Raw genomic sequence first — 16,745 nt, 5'->3', positions numbered from 1 at the left:
AGGCCACCCGCTCCCGGCAGAACCGGCGGGCGCCGCGGCGAACTGATGTCCCCGGATCGTCGTCTCTTACTCCGATGCACTAACGTGCCGTGCCGTCGACCGGCACGGCACGCTCGGCATGCTCGGCATGCTCGGCACGGCGGTATGGAGGCGCGGGGGATGAAGATCGACTGGGACCGGCGGACGTGTTCCCGCAAGGGGCACATCACGTACGCGCCGGACGACCCCCGGCTGCGGGTGCGGCTGCACGCCGAGACCGCCCTCGGCGAGGTCTGGCGCTGTTTGCGCTGCGGCGACTTCGTGCTCGGCGAGCCGCACGGCTCGGGACCAGCCGCCGAGGCGCCCCTGGTGCCGCGCGGCAAGGTGCTGCGCGACCTGTTCATCCTGCGCTTCCTGGCGATCGAGCGGCTGGTGCGCGGGGTGTTCATCGTGCTGGTCGCCGTGGCCGTGTGGAGGTTCAGCAACAGTCAGGACGCGGTGCGACGGCTGTTCAACGAGTACCTGGACGTGTTCCGGCCGGTCTTCAAGCACTTCCACTACGACCTCGACCACTCGCCGATCGTCGGCACCATCCAGAAGACCTTCGGCTACAAGCACTCCACGCTGGTCCTGGTGGCCGCGCTGCTGCTCGCCTACGCGCTGATCGAGCTCGTCGAGGCGGTCGGCCTCTGGTACGCCAAGCGCTGGGCGGAGTATCTGACGGTGGTCGCCACCGCCGCGTTCCTGCCGCTGGAGATCTACGAACTCACCGAGCACATCAGCTGGCTGAAGATCACCACGCTGGTCCTCAACATCCTCGCGGTGCTCTACATCGCCCTCGCCAAGCGCCTGTTCGGACTCCGCGGCGGCCGCAGGGCCTTCGAGGAGGAACGCCAGAGCGCGTCACTCCTGGAGGTCGAGGAGTCGGCCGGCGTGCCGGTCTAGGGCTGCCGCTCCGCCCAGGGGTCGGTGATCTCCCGCAGCAGGGTCAGCGCCTCGCGCAGCTGCTTCATACGGCGCTTGCCGAGGTGCCGCTCCCACTCCTCCTCGACCTCGGCCACGATCCCGTCGGCGATCTCCTTCGCCGCCCACGCCTTCTGTGCCAGGCACACGAGCCGGGCGCGTCTGTCGGTCGGGTCCGGCTCGCGGCGTACGTACCCGGCCTTCTCCAGCTGGTCGACCAGGAAGCCCGCGGTCTGCTTGGTCACCTGGGCCTGCTCGGCCAGCTCCGTCAGCCGCGTGCCCTGCGGCCCGATCCGCTGCAGGACCCGGGCCTGGGCGGGCGTGAGGTCGTCATGCCCCGCTTCGGCGAGCACGGCGAAGATACGGTTCTCCAGGGCCCGATAGGGGAGGAACAGGAGCACTCCCGTATTGAGCTCGCTCTCCACCGCCATCGTGGACGTTCCTCCGCATACCTTGACATTGGTCAGAGTCTCTGACTATTTTGGTCAGTGAAGCTTACCACTTGAGTGGGCGGTGATCCCATGGGTGCGCAGTTGCCGACGGACGAGCTCTGGCAGGTCGTCGACCGTGAGCGGGCGGCCCTCGCCGATCTGCTGGCCGGTCTGGGCGCGGAGGAGTGGGAGACACCCACGCGCTGCGGGGACTGGCGAGTGCGGGACGTGGCCGCCCATCTGACCATCGGGGCGCGCTGTCCGGTGCGGGTCGTGCTGCGGGAAGCGGTTCGGGCCCGGGGGAACTTCGACCGGATGATCCATGACTCGGCGCTGCGCGAGGCGCGGCTGCCCGTGACCGAGATCGTCGCCCATCTGCGCTCCATCGTCGGCTCGCGGCGCATGGCCCCGCTGACCACGCCCCGTGAGTCGCTGCTGGACGTCCTCGTGCACGGCCAGGACATCGCCCTCGCGCTCGGCCGGACACGCGAGATGCCGCCGGAGGCCGCTCGGGACGCCGCCGACCGAGTGTGGACCATGCGGATCCCGCCGCGTCCCTGGCCGCTTCCCAGGGCCCGGCTCGTCGCCACCGACATCGAGTGGACGCGCGGGGAGGGCGAGGAGATCCGCGGCCCGATCGCGGCGCTGCTCCTCCTGCTCACCGGGCGGCCCGAAGCGGCCCGCGTGTGGTTCGAGCGGGGCGGGGCGAAGGAGGCCGAGGAGCCACCGTGGACACCGGCGGTCGTTGCCGAGCGGTGAGATGGGGGCGATGACGAGACCGACGGGGGAGACACGGGGGAACGGAGCGGCGGGTCCGGGAGCGGGCCCGCCGCTCCGGGTGCGTCCGGCGACCGTTTGGTGACGCTTGCCCTAAATGCTTTGCCTCGGGTGCCGGTTGGGACCAGGCTGGGGAGCCCTGGAGCGCACGTACCGACCATACGGAGGCGACATGGGGGAGTCCGAAGGCGTCGAGATCGTCAGCTCGGCCGAGTACGAGCGGCGCTACGGCGCGGGCCGCGAGCCGTCGTCGCTGTCGATGGAGCAGATCTCCGAGATGTTCTACGAGTTCCTCTCCGCCGTGGCCCGTCCCCGGCGCAAGGAGGACGACGATCGCCGCAACCTCACCAGGCGGCTGCGCGAGCACCTCGGCTCGGCGCCCACCGACCGCCCGGTGGTCAAGGCGGCGTACCCGCCCTACGACCTCCCCAATGTGCACCTCGCGCTGGAACGCTGGTTCGCCGCCGACGGCCGCTCCTACGAGCTCATCGGCATGCGCGGCGCCCAGCACCACGGCGAGCTCACCCTCGGCGACATCCTCGAATCCGCCGACCGCTACGACCGGTTCACCATCGGCGCGGTCGACTACGCGCACTTGCCGATCTCCCCGGACGAGGAACTGGCCTGCGTCTCCTGCGGTTTCTATCTCGGCACCGACGGCGAGGAGCGGTTCGCGGTGCTGCTGCGCGGCCCCGCCGACGAGTACGGGCGCAACAAGGTCGAGATCGAGGTCCTCGCGCAGGAGAAGGAGTTCGCGGACCGGCTGCTCGCGGACCTCGACGCGATCGTGCGCGAGCACAACGTCTTCCGCGGCCAGGTGCTGTCCTTCGAGGGTTCCCAGTTCGGCCACGGCCTCGGCCCGTTCCGCTTCCACCGCAGGCCCGGCCTGACCCGCGAGGACATCGTGCTGCCGACCGGCCTGCTGGAGCGGGTGGAGCGCCAGGTGGTGGGTGTGGCCCGGCGCCGCGAGCAGCTGCGCGCGGTCGGCCAGCACCTGCGCCGGGGCCTGCTGCTCTACGGCCCGCCCGGCACCGGCAAGACCCACACCATCCGCTACCTCCTCTCCCATCTCCCGCAGTTCACGGCGGTCATCCTCTCCGGCACCAGCATCGAGGCCATCGGCCCGGCCTGCGCCCTGGCCCGGATGCTCCAGCCCGCGCTCGTCGTCCTGGAGGACTGCGACCTGATCGCCGAGGCCCGCGACTACGGCCACGGCGAACAGCCCCTGCTCTTCCAGGTGCTGAACGAGATGGACGGCCTCGGCGACGACGCCGACGTCGCCTTCCTGCTCACCACCAACCGCGCCGACCTCCTGGAACCGGCCCTCGCGCAGCGCCCCGGCCGCGTCGACCTCGCCGTCGAGATCCCGCTGCCCGACGCCGAGGGCCGCGCCGCCCTCCTCGCCCTGTACGGCACCCGTCTCGACCTCGGCGAGGACATCGCCGCCGAGGTGGTGACCCGCACCGAGGGCACGACGGCCTCCTTCACCAAGGAACTGGTGCGCCGCTCGGTGCTGATCGCGGCGGAACGCGAGTCCGCCCGCACCGAACCGGCGGACGTCCGCGAGGCCCTCGACGAACTCCTCTCCGACCGCGACCGCCTCACCCGGCGGCTGCTGGGCGTGCGGACCGGCGACGAGGACGAGGAGGACTGGCCGGCGGACGATGACGAGGAGGAGGTGGTCCACTCGGGGCCGCCCTCCGGCGAGTGGCTGCTGGGCCCGCGCCCCGGCCGGGCGCCCGGAGCGCCACCCCGCTGACACCGGTGCTTGCCTTGACGTCGGCGTGAAGCCGTACGTTCGTAGGCATGCGAATCGGCGAGCTGGCCGCACGGGCCGGGACCACGACGAGGGCGCTCAGGTACTACGAGGCGCGCGGGCTGCTGCCCGCGCGTCGCGACGAGCTCGGACACCGGACCTACGACGAGAGCGATGTGAAGCTGCTCCGGCAGATCCGCACGCTGCAGGACTTCGGGTTCGACCTGGAGGAGACACGGCCCTTCGTGGAGTGTCTGCGGGCCGGTCATCCAGAGGGTGACTCCTGCCCGGCCTCGCTCGCGGTCTACCGGCGCAAGCTCGCCGAACTCGACGCGCTGATCGGTGAGTTGCAGGCGGTGCGGGCGACCATCGCCGTGCGTCTGGCCTCGACCGACAGCGAACCACCGTTGTGCGAACTGGGAGGGCGGGAACTGTGAGCGTGACCGAGGTGACGGACGCGGACTTCGCGGCGCAGGTGATCGGCTCGGAACTGCCGGTGCTGGTGGAGTTCACCGCCGACTGGTGCCCGCCGTGCCGGCAGATGGGCCCGGTGCTGAAGGCCCTCGCGGCCGAGGAGGGCGAGCGGCTGAAGGTGGTCCAGCTGGACGTGGACACCAACCCGGAGACGACGAACGCCTACAAGGTGCTGTCGATGCCGACCTTCATGGTGTTCCGGGCCGGTGAGCCGGTGAAGGCGATGGTGGGCGCCCGGCCCAAGCGGCGGCTGCTGGCGGAGCTGGAGGACGTGCTCTGACTACCCGTACTGGGGCTGGAAGGTGCTCAGGACGTCCTGCCCCGGCTGGACGATGCCGTACGTGCTCTCCGGCACCTCGTTCCAGGCGCCGGGGAGATCGCCCAGCGGCTCCGACACGATCAGCCGGGTGTCGTCGGAGACGTCCTTCAGGAACGAGACGTCGGGGTGGAGTGCGCGCAGGTCGCTGACGCGGCTGCTGTAGAACAGCGACCGTGAGGCGCCGGCGCTGGAGTACCGGAAGGCCCAGACCCGCTCCCCGTCGGTCACGGCGACCGTCATCTGCAGGGGCTGAGCCACCCCGTGCGTGTGCCCCACGTGTTCGACCAGGCCCGCCATACGGGCCACGGCCCCCGGGGGATCGACGTCGAGTCCGTAGGTGAGGGCCAGGTAGAACATGAGTTCCGAGTCCGTGGTCCCCTCGATCGAGGGGAACAGGACGGGGTCGACGGCGAGGGTGAGATCGCGGCGCAGTACCGCGAAATCGGCGATCGCGCCGTTGTGCATCCACATCCAGTGGCGGTGCCGGAAGGGGTGGCAGTTGGTCTGCTGCACGGCCGTCCCGGTGGAGGCCCGGATGTGGGCGAAGAACAGCGGCGAACTGACGTGAGAGGCGATCTCGTGGAGGTTGCGGTCGCTCCAGGCCGGGCCGGTGTCGTGGAAGACGGCCGGGGTGTGGGCGTGGTCCGTGTACCAGCCCACACCGAAGCCGTCGCCGTTGGTCGTCTCGACGCCCATCCGTGAATGGAGGCTCTGGTCGATCAGTGAGTGCGTCGGGCGGTAGAGGACCTCGTCGATCAGCACGGGCGTCCCCGAGTAGGCGAGCCAGCGGCACATGACGGTATCCCTGTCTCGGGCCTGCCGCGCCGGTCAGCCGGCGTCCGCGTCCGGCAGGTCCAGTCCGAAGGCCTCGCCGATGTTCCGGGCGGCGGACACGACACGGGCGCTGCCGACGACGGGTGCGATGGCCACGAGGGTGCCCCGGATCCGCTCCAGCGGGATACCCAGTGATTCCGCCGTGCCGATGTTGAGCAGGTAGGAGGCCGGCGCGGCGTCCATGGCCACCAGCGCCGCGATACGGGTCAGCAGGTACGTCTCCGGGTCGAGTGCCGACCGCTCGAAGGTGTTGAGGGTCATCTGTACGAGCGTTTCGAAGACGGGAGCGTCGGCCTCGGCGAGTGCGGTCACTCCGCCCGCGCCGGTGGTGTCCTGGGTCATCTCGAGGTCCGTTCTCGCAGGGGTGCGGAGGTTGTGGTCACCCACCAGCGAACTCCGGCCCGTGCGAGCGCCGCCTCACCCGCCGCGGGTGGTTCCGGCGGCGCCCGACCCGACGGGAACAAAAAGAAATCCCCCGAGCAATTGCGCTCGGGGGATTTTCCTGCGTATATTCAATGGTTCGCGACTTCACGGGAAATTGAGTCGCAAAGAAGTTCAGTGAGCACAGTATATCTGGCCGGGAGTGGAATTGTCAAACAGCGATGAAATTCGCGGTGAGCAGGAATTCATCGACAGGCTTTACGCCCGTGTGGACGCCCTGCGCGGGGACACCGAGGCCGGTGTCACGGACGCGCTCGGCCAGGGCAACACGCCCATGCAGGCCCGGCTGGAGCGGGACATCCTGGTCGCCGAGCGCTCCGGACTGCTGGCCGCCCTGAACGCGGTGGACGGCTCGCTCTGCTTCGGCCGGATCGACCTGACCTCGGGCGCCAACCACCACATCGGCCGCATCGGGCTGCGCACCGACGACGCCGAGCGCACCCCGATCCTCATCGACTGGCGGGCCGACGTCGCCCGCCCCTTCTACCTGGCCACCGGCCACACTCCGATGGGCCTGCGCAGGCGCCGGCACATCACCACCGGCGGCCGTACCGTCACCGCCCTGCACGACGAGATCCTCGACCTCGGGGACCGGGAGCGCACCGGCCACGAGGACCCGACCGGCGACGCCGTGCTCCTCGCCGCCCTCGACGCGGCCCGCACGGGACGTATGCACGACATCGTGCAGACCATCCAGGCCGAGCAGGACGAGATCATCCGGGCGCCCCACCGCGGTGTGCTGGTCGTCGAGGGCGGCCCGGGGACCGGCAAGACGGCCGTCGCGCTGCACCGGGCGGCCTTTCTCCTCTACGAACACCGGGAACTGCTCGCCAAGCGGGCCGTGCTCATCGTCGGCCCCAACCCCGCCTTCCTCGGGTACATCGGCGAGGTGCTGCCGGCCCTCGGCGAGACCGGCGTACTGCTCGCCACCGTGGGGGAGTTGTTCCCCGGCGTGCGGGCGACGGCCACGGACACCCGGGAGGCGGCGGCCGTGAAGGGCCGCGCCGACATGGCGGACGTGCTCGCCGACGTCGTACGCGACTGGCAGGCGCTGCCCGACCCGGTGATCGCGATCGAGCACGACCGGGAGGTGCTGATGCTCGACGACGGCCTGGTGAAGGTCGCCCGCGAGAAGACCCGCGCCGCCCGGCTGCCGCACAACGTGGCCCGGGAGCACTTCGAGGGCCACATCCTCAACACGCTCACCGAGCTGTACGCCGAGCGCGTCGGCACCGACCCCTACGACGGCGGCAGTCTGCTGGACGCCTCCGACGTCACCCAGATCCGTGACGAGATCGCCGAGAACCCCGAAGTGTGGGCCGCCATCGACCAGTTGTGGCCGCGGCTGACCCCGCAGCGGCTGGTCGCGGACTTCCTCGCCGACCCCGTCGGCTACGTCAGTGACGAGGACGCGGCCGCCATCCGGCGCCCGGTGACCCGGGCGTGGACCGTGGCGGACGTCCCGCTGCTCGACGAGGCGGCCGAACTGCTCGGCGTGGACGAGCGGTTCGCACGGGCGCGGGCCGAGCGCGAGCGGGAGACCCAGATCGCCTACGCGCAGGGCGTGCTGGACGTGTCCTTCGCCTCCCGGACCTATGAGTTCGAGGACAAGGAGGACAGCGACCCGGACGGCTCCGAGGTGCTGTCCGCGCACGACATCATCGACGCCGAGCGGTTCGCCGAGCGGCAGGAGGAGGACGACCACCGCAGCGCCGCCGAGCGCGCGGCCGTCGACCGCACCTGGGCGTTCGGGCACATCATCGTGGACGAGGCGCAGGAGTTGTCGCCGATGGCCTGGCGGCTGCTCATGCGGCGCAGCCCGACCCGCTCGATGACCCTGGTCGGCGACCCGGCGCAGACCGCGGAGGCGGCGGGCGTCGGCTCCTGGGAGAAGATCCTCGAGCCCTACGTCGAGGACCGCTGGGAGCACACCCGCCTGGGCGTCAACTACCGCACCCCCGCCGAGATCATGGACCTGGCGGCGGCCGTCGTACGCGCCGAGAGCCCGGACTTCGAGCCGCCGAGCTCGATCCGTTCGACGGGGGTACGGCCCTGGGTGCGCGCCACCGACGACCTGCCCGGCGCGGTCGCCGAGGCGGTGAAGGAGCTGACCCCCGCCGAGGGCCGGCTCGCGGTCATCGCCCCGCGCCATCTGCACCGAAGGCTCGCGGCCCGGCTGGACGGGGTGACGGCCGGCGCGGAGCCCGACCTGACCCGGACCGTCGTCCTCCTCGACCCGCGTCAGTCGAAGGGGCTGGAATTCGACTCCGTGCTGGTGGTCGAGCCGGGCCTGTACGGCACCAGCGACCTCTATGTGGCGCTGACCCGGGCCACCCAGCGGCTGGGCGTGCTGCACACCGGACGGCTGCCGAAGGGGCTGGTCGACACGGGTGCCCCGGGGATCACCGAGCCGTAACAGTTCCCGCCGTGGTCACTGCTCGTGCACGGTCGGTGCGGTATGCGTGGTGGTCATGGAAGCCCATCCGTACACCGGCGCGCCGGCCGACCGTCCCCGGCTCGAGTCGCTGCCCGTCCAGCCGTTGCTCACGGCGGAGTTCGACGCCGATCCCGGGGCGGTGTACGACAGGCTGCGGCGCACCTACGGTCCGGTGGCTCCCGTCGGGCTGATGGGCGTGCCCGTGTGGCTGGTTCTCGACTACCGCGAGGTGCTGGAGGTCCTGAAGAACGAGAACCAGTGGCGACGGGACGTCCGGTACTGGCGGGCCCGGGCCGAGGGGCGCCTGCCCCACGACTGGCCGATGCTCGCCGGGTACGAGGTGCGGCAGACCATGTTCATGGACGCCGAGGAGCACCGGGCGGCGCGCGGGACCCTGCACTCGGCGCTGCGGCCCTTCCAGGAGCCGCGCACTCCGCAGGGATGGGAGCTCAGGGCGACCGTCGCGCGGTACGCGGACGAACTCGTCGGCGTGCTCGCCGCGGAGTCGGGGACGGCCGGGTTCGCGGACCTGGGCGCCCAGTACACCCGGCCGCTGCTGCTCATGGTCACCACCAAGCTGTTCGGCTGCCCGGTCGAACTCGGTGACGAACTGGTCATGGACCTGTGGCGGATGCTGGACGGCGGGCCGGACGCGGGGCCCGCGACGGGACGGGCGCTGGCGGCGATGACCCGGCTGGCCGCGCACCGGCGGGCCCGGCCCGGGGACGACCTCACGTCCTACATGCTGCTGGCCGACCCGGGCATGAGCGACGAGCAACTGGGCCGGGAGCTGTTCATGAACGCCGTGTACCTGAACGACATCACCGGCAACATGGTGCTCAACACCCTGCTGGAGGTGCTGCGCGGCAACGCCGGGGTGCGGCGGAGCCTGTCGGCCGGGCAGTTCGGGGAGACGGTCAACCGGGCGGCGCTGGTCAATCCGCCGGTCGCCAACATGTGCTTCCGGTTCGCGGCGCGGGACGCGCTGCTGGGCGACTTCTGTGTGCGGGCCGGTGACGTGGTCTCGCCGTCGGCCGCCGCGGCGCACCAGGACCTGCTGGCGATCGGCTCCTCCCCGATGGTGGGGTCGACGGTCAGTACACGGGCCCATCTGGGCTGGGGCGCCGGTCCGCACGGCTGCCCGAGCGCGGCGCGCGAACTGGGCGGAATGATCGTGACCACGGCCGTGGGCCGCGTCTTCGACCACTTCACCAAGGCCGAACTGACCCTGCCGCCGGACCAGTTGCCGTGGCGGACGGGACCGGTGGTGCGGGGGCTGAGGCTGCTGCCGGTGCGGTACGAGCTGAGCGGCCGGGTGCGTCCTTCCGTCACGGGGTCGCGGGAGGAGCCCGTCGCGGTCGACACGGGCCGGGGTGACAGCCATATGCGGGGGATGCTGTCGGCGCTGCGGAGGCTGATGTTCGGGAACCGTTGAGCGGGGCCCGGGGCCTGTGTGCCCCGGACCCCTGCTCAGGGAGCGGTCACGCCGGGCGCAGCCAGAGCGTCGCCAGCGGGGGCAGGGTCAGCCGGATGCTGGCCGGGCGGCCGTGCCACGGGTGGGGCTCCGGTTTGATGTCGTCCGGGTTGGTGACGTCGGTGCCGCCGTAGCGCGCGGCGTCCGTGTTCACCGCCTCGTGCCAGGCGGGGACGTCGTCCGGGACGCCCAGCCGGTAGTCGTGGCGGACCACCGGGGAGAAGTTGGAGACGGCCAGGAGCGGCGTGCCGTCGGTGGCGTACCGCAGGAACGCGAAGACGTTGTCGTCGGCCGCGTCGCCCACGATCCACTCGAAGCCCGCCGGCTGGATGTCCTGCTGCCACAGCGCCGGGCTGTGCCGGTACACGGTGTTGAGATCGCGGACCAGGTCACGCACGCCCCGGTGGTCGGCCTCGGCGCCGTACCCCGGGTCCAGCAGCCACCAGTCCGGGCCGTGCGCCTCCGACCACTCCGCGCCCTGCGCGAACTCCTGCCCCATGAAGAGCAGTTGCTTGCCGGGGTGCGACCACATGAAGGCCAGATAGGCGCGCAGGTTGGCCCGCTGCTGCCACCAGTCGCCCGGCATCTTCGAGACCAACGAGCGCTTGCCGTGGACGACTTCGTCGTGCGAGATGGGCAGCACGTAGTTCTCGCTGTACGCGTACACCATCGAGAACGTCATCTCGTTGTGGTGGTACTTGCGGTGGATCGGCTCGTGGCTCATGTAGTCCAGCGAGTCGTGCATCCAGCCCATGTTCCACTTCAGGCCGAAGCCGAGCCCGCCGAAGCCGCCCGGGCCCCGGTGGTGCGTGGCGCGGGTGACGCCGTCCCAGGCCGTGGACTCCTCCGCGATCGTCACCACGCCCGGCACCCGCCGGTACACGGTCGCGTTCATCTCCTGCAGGAAGGCGACGGCGTCCAGGTTCTCCCGGCCGCCGTGCTCGTTCGGCACCCACTGGCCCGGCTCGCGCGAGTAGTCCAGGTAGAGCATGGAGGCGACGGCGTCCACCCGCAGACCGTCGATGTGGAACTCCTCGCACCAGTAAATGGCGTTCGCCACCAGGAAGTTGCGCACCTCGCGGCGCCCGAAGTCGAACTCCAGGGTGCCCCAGTCGGGGTGCGCGGACCGCAGCGGGTCCTCGTGCTCGTACAGCGGGCGACCGTCGAACTCCGCGAGCGCCCAGTCGTCGCGCGGGAAGTGCGCCGGCACCCAGTCCATCAGGACGCCGATGCCGGCCTGGTGCAGGGCGTCGACCAGGTACCGGAAGTCGTCCGGGGTGCCGAGGCGCGCCGTCGGAGCGTAGAAGCCGGTCACCTGGTAGCCCCAGGAGCCGCCGAAGGGATGCTCGGCGACCGGCATCAGCTCGACATGCGTGAAGCCGAGGTCCTTGACGTACGCGGGCAGCTGCTCGGCCAGCTGACGGTACGTCAGTCCGGGCCGCCAGGAGGGCAGATGAACCTCGTACACGGAGAACGGCGCCTCGTGCGCGGGCAGGTCCGCGCGGCGGGCCAGCCACTCCTCGTCGCCCCACTCGTGGTGCGAGGCGGTGATGATCGACGAGGTCTCCGGCGGGGCCTGGGTGCGGCGGGCCAGAGGGTCGGCGCGCAGGGTCTTGGAGCCGTCGGGGCGGGTGATCTGGAACTTGTACAGCTCGCCCTCGCCGATGCCGGGCACGAACAGCTCCCACACGCCGGAGGAGCCGAGCGAGCGCATCGGGTAACCGGTGCCGTCCCAGAAGTTGAAGGTGCCGGCCACGTGGACGCCGCGGGCATTGGGGGCCCACACGGAGAAACGGGTGCCTGCCACGCCCTGGTGGGTCATCGGATGCGCGCCCAGCACCTTCCACAGCTCCTCGTGCCGGCCCTCACCGATCAGGTGCAGGTCCAGCTCGCCGAGCGTGGGCAGGAAGCGGTACGCGTCCTCGACGTCCTGCACGGACCCCTCGTAGGTCACGAGCAGCCGATACCCCGGCGGCACCTCCGACAGCGGCAGCAGCCCGGAGAAGAACCCGTCCCCGTCGTCCTCCAACTCCGCCCGCAGCTCGCCGGCGACGACGGTCACGCCCAACGCGTAGGGCCGGAAAACCCGGAACGCCACGCCCCCGTCGACGGGGTGGGCCCCCAGCACGGTGTGCGGATCATGATGGGTACCGGCCGACAACCGCTCCCGATCCTCCCGCCCGAGAGCAACGGGCTCATGCGCCCCGACCTCGCCGGAGTCGGCGGCGGCAAGTGACTCGGGTGCCGTGCCGTCGCTCGGAGCGGCGGCCTGCTCCGGGGTGCCTGTGCCGCCGGGCCGGGTGGAGGCGCCGGCCGCGGTGAGGTGCTCCGGCGCGGCAGCAGCCGCCTCGGCCGCCGCGGTGGCCTTGCTGACCGCCGCCTTCGAGGCCGTCGTCTTGGCAGGGGCCCTCTTCGCGGTGCTCGCCTTCTTGGTTGCGGCCTTCGCCGTCACCGTCTTCTTGGCGACCGCCTTCTCGGCCGCGGCCTTCTTGGCGGCCGTAGTGGAAGAGGCGGCCTTCGCCGGAGCCTTCTTGGCGGCTGCCTTCGTCACCGTGCCCGCGGCTGTCGCCTTCTTGGCGGCCGTCTTCTTCAGCGCCGCGTTGTCACCGGCCACCTTCTTCGCGGCTGTCTTCTTGGCCGCCGCGCCTTCCGCAGCCACCTTCTTGGCGGCCGTCTTCTTCACCGCCGGGCCCTCGCCAGCAGCCTTCTTCGCCGCCGGGCCCTCGGCAGTGACCTTCTTGGCGGCTGCCTTCTTGAGCGCCGCGTTGTCACCGGCCACCTTCTTCGCGGCTGTCTTCTTGGCCGCCGCGCCCTCCGCAGCCACCTTCTTCGCCGTCGTCTTCTTGGCCACCGTCTTCTTGGCCGCGGGCTCGTCGGTCGTCGTCTTCTTCGCGGCTGCCTTCTTCGCCGTCGCCTTCTTGGCGGTCACCTTCTCCGCCGGGGCCGCGCCCGCCGGGGCCTTCAGGGGTGTCTTCCGCGCCGGGGTCTTCTCCGCCGTCTTCCCGGGCGTGACCTTGTCCGCGGCCTTCTTCACCGCCTTCTTCACACTCTTCGCGGCTTTGACGGCCTTGTCCTCGGCCGTTTTCTTGGGATCCGGACCGCTGGACGTGGGGCGGGGGGTCACGGGCGGCGCCTCCTCGGCGAAGGGACGGGGGAAGTGGAGTGGGTCAGAACAGGAAGGTACAAGTCAGTACAGGTCAGACGTGGCGTAACGCTCTATCGCCGTCATCGGCACCGACAGCCAGTCAGGCCGGTGCCGGGCCTCGTAGACGACCTCGTAGACCGCCTTGTCGGTCTCACAGGCCCGCAGCAGTACCGGGTCGGTGCGCGGATCCGCGCCGCTGACCTCGGCATATCCGGAACAGTACGCCGCCCGGCAGGTCGCGGCCCAGTCCTCCGCGGCCGACGGCCCCGCGGAGTGCGCGGCGTAGTCGAAGGATCGCAGCATGCCCGCGACGTCCCGCACCGGCGGCTGCGGCATCCGCCGCTCGGCCAGCGGCCTCGCCGGCTCGCCCTCGAAGTCGATCAGCCACCACTGACCGCCCGGCGAGCGCAGACACTGCCCGAGATGCAGGTCCCCGTGGACGCGCTGCCCGGTCCAGACCCGGCCCTCGGCCGCCAGGTCGGCCAGCGCCGTGAACGCCGAGCGCAGGGCCGGCACGTACGGCCGCAGCACCGGCACCGCCTGCGCCGCCGCCTCCAGCCGTTCGATCATGCCGCCGGCCAGCAGTTCCATCTGCGTGTGGCCGAGCGTGACCGTCGGCAGCGCACGGGCCAGCGCCGTGTGCACCTCGGCCGTCGCACGGCCCAGCGCCCGCGCCTCGGCGCCGAAGTCCTCGCCCTTGGCGAGTTCCCGCAGGGCCAGCTCCCAGCCGTCGGACGCGCCCTGCAGGAAGGGCTGCAGCACGCCCAGGACGTACGGCTCCCCGCCCAGCTCCGCCCGCAGCCACGCCGTCGGCGGGGGCACCCGGGGGCAGCCCTCACGGGCCAGCGCCAGCGGCAGCTCCAGGTCGGGGTTGACGCCGGGCACCACCCGGCGCAGCAGCTTCAGGATGAACGTATCGCCGTAGACGACCGACGAGTTCGACTGCTCGGCGGTCATCAGCCGCGGGACGAGCCCGGCCCGGATCTCCCGGCCCGGCTCCCGCTCGAAACGCAGCCCGCCGATGCGGGCCTGGGAGCGCAGGGCCTCCAGGAGCACCTCGGCGGGCCGGGAATCGTACAGGGCCTCGTACACCGTGCGTCCGGCGAGCGGGCCCTCCTCCACGTGTCCGATCAGCGCGGGCGCCAGCCGGGGCGGCAGCGCCTCGCGCACGCCTATGAGCAGCTGGTAGCAGTCGCCGGCGTGGGTCTCCGCGCCCAGCGCGGACGGCTGGTGGGCGCGCACCAGCAGGTGGTACAGGCCCAGCTTGCCGTCGCCGGGGAGCAGCTCGGTGGCGGCGACCAGTGAGAACCCGGTGACCGGACGTCCCTTGCCGGCGAACCAGCGCTGCCGGGGCAGCCACTCGCGCAGCAGGGGGTCCAGTGACGCAAGGAGGCCGGGGCTGGTCGTGGCGGTACGGGTGACGGCTTCCGACATGGCGTCGTCCTTTCCCCGGGTGGGCGGGGTGCTACGTATGCGTGCCCCGGGTGGGGCGGGAGAAACCGCCCCACGCCGGGTTCGCGGGGCTGCTAGGCGCCTTCCCCGCGGAGCCGGAACCAGTAGAACCCGTGCCCCGCGAGGGTCAGCAAGTACGGCAGTTCCCCGATGGCCGGGAAACGCACCCCGCCGAACAGCTCCACCGGATGCCGCCCGTTGAACTCGCGCAGGTCGAGCTCGGTGGGCTGTGCGAACCGGGAGAAGTTGTGCACGCACAGCACGAGATCGTCCTCGTACTCGCGCAGGAACGCGATGACCGCCGGGTTGGACGACTGCAGCTCCGTGTAGGACCCGAGACCGAAGGCCAGGTTCTGCTTACGGATCTCGATCATGCGGCGCGTCCAGTGCAGCAGCGAGGAGGGCGACGACATCGACGCCTCGACGTTGGTGACCTGGTAGCCGTAGACCGGGTCCATGATGGTCGGCAGGTAGAGGCGCCCGGGGTCACAGGACGAAAAACCCGCGTTACGGTCAGGTGTCCACTGCATCGGCGTGCGGACCGCGTCCCGGTCGCCGAGCCAGATGTTGTCGCCCATGCCGATCTCGTCGCCGTAGTACAGGATCGGCGATCCCGGCAGGGACAGCAGCAGGGCGGTGAACAGCTCGATCTGGTTGCGGTCGTTGTCGAGGAGCGGGGCGAGCCGGCGCCGGATGCCGATGTTGGCGCGCATCCGTGGGTCCTTGGCGTACTCGGCCCACATGTAGTCGCGTTCCTCGTCGGTGACCATCTCCAGGGTCAGCTCGTCGTGGTTGCGCAGGAAGATGCCCCACTGGCAGTTCTTCGGGATCGCCGGGGTCTTGGCGAGGATCTCCGAGACGGGGTAGCGGGATTCGCGTCGTACGGCCATGAAGATGCGCGGCATGACCGGGAAGTGGAAGGCCATGTGGCACTCGTCGCCGCCGGACTCGAAGTCGCCGAAGTAGTCGACGACGTCCTCGGGCCACTGGTTGGCCTCGGCCAGCACCACCGTGTCCGGGTAGGAGGCGTCGATCTCCTTCCGTACCCGCTTGAGGAACTCATGGGTTGCCGGAAGGTTTTCGCAGTTGGTGCCCTCCTCCTGGTACAGGTACGGCACCGCGTCCAGCCGGAAGCCGTCGATGCCCAGGTCCAGCCAGAACCGCAGGGCGGAGATCATCTCCTCCTGGACGGCCGGGTTCTCGTAGTTGAGGTCCGGCTGGTGGGAGAAGAACCGATGCCAGAAGTACTGCTTGCGGACCGGGTCGAAGGTCCAGTTGGAGGCCTCGGTGTCGACGAAGATGATCCGGGCGTCCGGGAACTGTTTGTCGTCGTCGGCCCACACGTAGTAGTCGCCGTAGGGGCCGTCGGGGTCCTTGCGGGACTCCTGGAACCACGGGTGCTGGTCGCTGGTGTGGTTCATGACGAAGTCGATGATCACCCGCATGCCGCGCTGGTGGGCGGCGTCGACGAACTCCACGAAGTCGGCGAGGTCCCCGAACTCCGGCAGTACGGCGGTGTAGTCCGAGACGTCGTAACCGCCGTCGCGGAGGGGTGATTTGAAGAAGGGCGGCAGCCACAGGCAGTCGATGCCCAGCCACTGCAGGTAGTCGAGTTTGGCGGTCAGGCCCTTGAGGTCGCCGACGCCGTCGCCGTTGCTGTCCTGGAAGGAACGGACGAGGACCTCGTAGAACACCGCGCGCTTGAACCAATCCGGGTCGCGGTCCTTGGTGGGGGTGTCCTCGAAGGTGTCCGGAACGGGCTCGTTGACGATCATGTTGTGGGTGACCCTCCGATCTGCGGGGTGGACGGTCGCAGGAGCGTGAACACGTGCGCGGGACGGGTGCCCGGTTCCAGGCGCACGTAATTGGCCCTGCCCCAGTGATAGGTCTCGCCGGTGAGCTCGTCGCGCACCGGCACCGACTCGTGCCAGTCCAGGCCGAGTTGCGGCATGTCCAACGAGACCGTGGCCTCCTGGGTGTGGTGAGGGTCGAGGTTGGCGACCACCAGAACCGTGTTCGAACCGCTCCGTTTCGAGTATGCGATCACCGGGTCCTGGTCCGCATGGTGGAAGTGCAGATCACGCAGCTGCCTGAGGGCGGGGTTCGCGCGGCGGATCGCGTTGAGGCGGGTGATGAGGGGGGTGATGGTGCGGCCCTCGCGTTCGGCGGTCTCCCAGTCGCGGGGGCGCAGCTGGTACTTCTCGGAGTCGAGGTACTCCTCGCTGCCCTCGCGCAGGGGGATGTTCTCGCACAGTTCGTAGCC

The 16,745-nt window shown here is 70.7% G+C and carries 13 protein-coding genes and 1 pseudogene; 7 read left to right on the top strand and 7 right to left on the bottom strand.

Features of this window, described 5'->3' with window-relative positions; translation table 11 throughout:
* The first annotated feature begins 159 nt into the window (after positions 1–159).
* Positions 160–924 carry a DUF2127 domain-containing protein gene (locus ABZZ74_RS26200; RefSeq protein WP_356768877.1) on the top strand — a complete coding sequence of 255 codons (765 nt, stop codon included), beginning with the start codon at positions 160–162 and terminating at the stop codon, positions 922–924.
* On the opposite strand, the gene ABZZ74_RS26195 is transcribed toward ABZZ74_RS26200, so the two are convergent.
* Positions 921–1,373, bottom strand: coding sequence for a MarR family transcriptional regulator (locus ABZZ74_RS26195; protein WP_356768875.1), 453 nt, complete (start codon positions 1,371–1,373; stop codon positions 921–923). The genes ABZZ74_RS26200 and ABZZ74_RS26195 overlap by 4 nt on opposite strands.
* Before the next feature lie 90 nt (positions 1,374–1,463).
* Here ABZZ74_RS26195 and ABZZ74_RS26190 point away from each other — a divergent pair, with 90 nt between their 5' ends.
* From ABZZ74_RS26190 to ABZZ74_RS26175, 4 genes are all read left to right on the top strand, one after another.
* Complete coding sequence (locus ABZZ74_RS26190) at positions 1,464–2,132, top strand: maleylpyruvate isomerase family mycothiol-dependent enzyme (RefSeq protein WP_356768873.1); 669 nt, start codon at positions 1,464–1,466, stop codon at positions 2,130–2,132.
* A gap of 190 nt (positions 2,133–2,322) precedes the next feature.
* A complete protein-coding gene (locus ABZZ74_RS26185) occupies positions 2,323–3,909 on the top strand; it encodes an AAA family ATPase (RefSeq protein WP_356768871.1) in 1,587 nt (528 codons plus the stop codon).
* Positions 3,910–3,956: 47 nt separating this feature from the next.
* Positions 3,957–4,343 (top strand): MerR family transcriptional regulator, encoded by a 387-nt coding sequence (locus tag ABZZ74_RS26180; protein WP_133044734.1) that lies wholly within the window; start codon positions 3,957–3,959, stop codon positions 4,341–4,343.
* 2 nt (positions 4,344–4,345) lie between these two features.
* Positions 4,346–4,660: a thioredoxin domain-containing protein gene (locus ABZZ74_RS26175; RefSeq protein WP_356768869.1), complete on the top strand. Its 315-nt coding sequence runs from the start codon at positions 4,346–4,348 to the stop codon at positions 4,658–4,660.
* On the opposite strand, the gene ABZZ74_RS26170 is transcribed toward ABZZ74_RS26175, so the two are convergent.
* Together ABZZ74_RS26170 and ABZZ74_RS26165 are read right to left on the bottom strand one after the other, a co-directional pair.
* Positions 4,661–5,494, bottom strand: a complete 834-nt coding sequence (locus ABZZ74_RS26170) for a class II glutamine amidotransferase (protein ID WP_356768867.1) — start codon at positions 5,492–5,494, stop codon at positions 4,661–4,663.
* A 33-nt stretch (positions 5,495–5,527) separates the two neighbouring features.
* Complete coding sequence (locus ABZZ74_RS26165; RefSeq protein ID WP_356768865.1) at positions 5,528–5,875, bottom strand: carboxymuconolactone decarboxylase family protein; 348 nt, start codon at positions 5,873–5,875, stop codon at positions 5,528–5,530.
* 265 nt (positions 5,876–6,140) lie between these two features.
* Here ABZZ74_RS26165 and ABZZ74_RS26160 point away from each other — a divergent pair, with 265 nt between their 5' ends.
* Both ABZZ74_RS26160 and ABZZ74_RS26155 read left to right on the top strand, forming a co-directional pair.
* Positions 6,141–8,390 (top strand): ATP-dependent DNA helicase, encoded by a 2,250-nt coding sequence (locus tag ABZZ74_RS26160; RefSeq protein WP_356769074.1) that lies wholly within the window; start codon positions 6,141–6,143, stop codon positions 8,388–8,390.
* Positions 8,391–8,445: 55 nt separating this feature from the next.
* On the top strand, positions 8,446–9,846 hold the full coding sequence (locus tag ABZZ74_RS26155) for a cytochrome (protein WP_356768863.1): 1,401 nt from the start codon (positions 8,446–8,448) through the stop codon (positions 9,844–9,846).
* A 46-nt stretch (positions 9,847–9,892) separates the two neighbouring features.
* Here ABZZ74_RS26155 and glgB read toward each other — a convergent pair whose 3' ends face one another.
* The 4 genes and pseudogenes from glgB to ABZZ74_RS26135 all read right to left on the bottom strand — a co-directional run.
* Positions 9,893–13,009, bottom strand: coding sequence for a 1,4-alpha-glucan branching enzyme (gene glgB, locus ABZZ74_RS26150; protein ID WP_356768861.1), 3,117 nt, complete (start codon positions 13,007–13,009; stop codon positions 9,893–9,895).
* A 63-nt stretch (positions 13,010–13,072) separates the two neighbouring features.
* Positions 13,073–14,464: a maltokinase gene (locus ABZZ74_RS26145; RefSeq protein WP_356768859.1), complete on the bottom strand. Its 1,392-nt coding sequence runs from the start codon at positions 14,462–14,464 to the stop codon at positions 13,073–13,075.
* A gap of 92 nt (positions 14,465–14,556) precedes the next feature.
* Positions 14,557–16,257, bottom strand: coding sequence for a maltose alpha-D-glucosyltransferase (treS, locus tag ABZZ74_RS26140; protein ID WP_356768857.1), 1,701 nt, complete (start codon positions 16,255–16,257; stop codon positions 14,557–14,559).
* Positions 16,254–16,745: pseudogene (locus ABZZ74_RS26135) on the bottom strand (alpha-1,4-glucan--maltose-1-phosphate maltosyltransferase); the annotation flags it as partial. The pseudogene ABZZ74_RS26135 and the gene treS, both read right to left, overlap by 4 nt.

Origin of the sequence: Streptomyces sp. NPDC006476 (genome assembly GCF_040612015.1) — a bacterium.
Taxonomy (GTDB): Bacteria; Actinomycetota; Actinomycetes; order Streptomycetales; family Streptomycetaceae; genus Streptomyces; species Streptomyces griseorubiginosus_B.
Note: the sequence above shows the minus strand (reverse complement) of the source record. Positions and strands in the feature narration are given on the sequence as shown.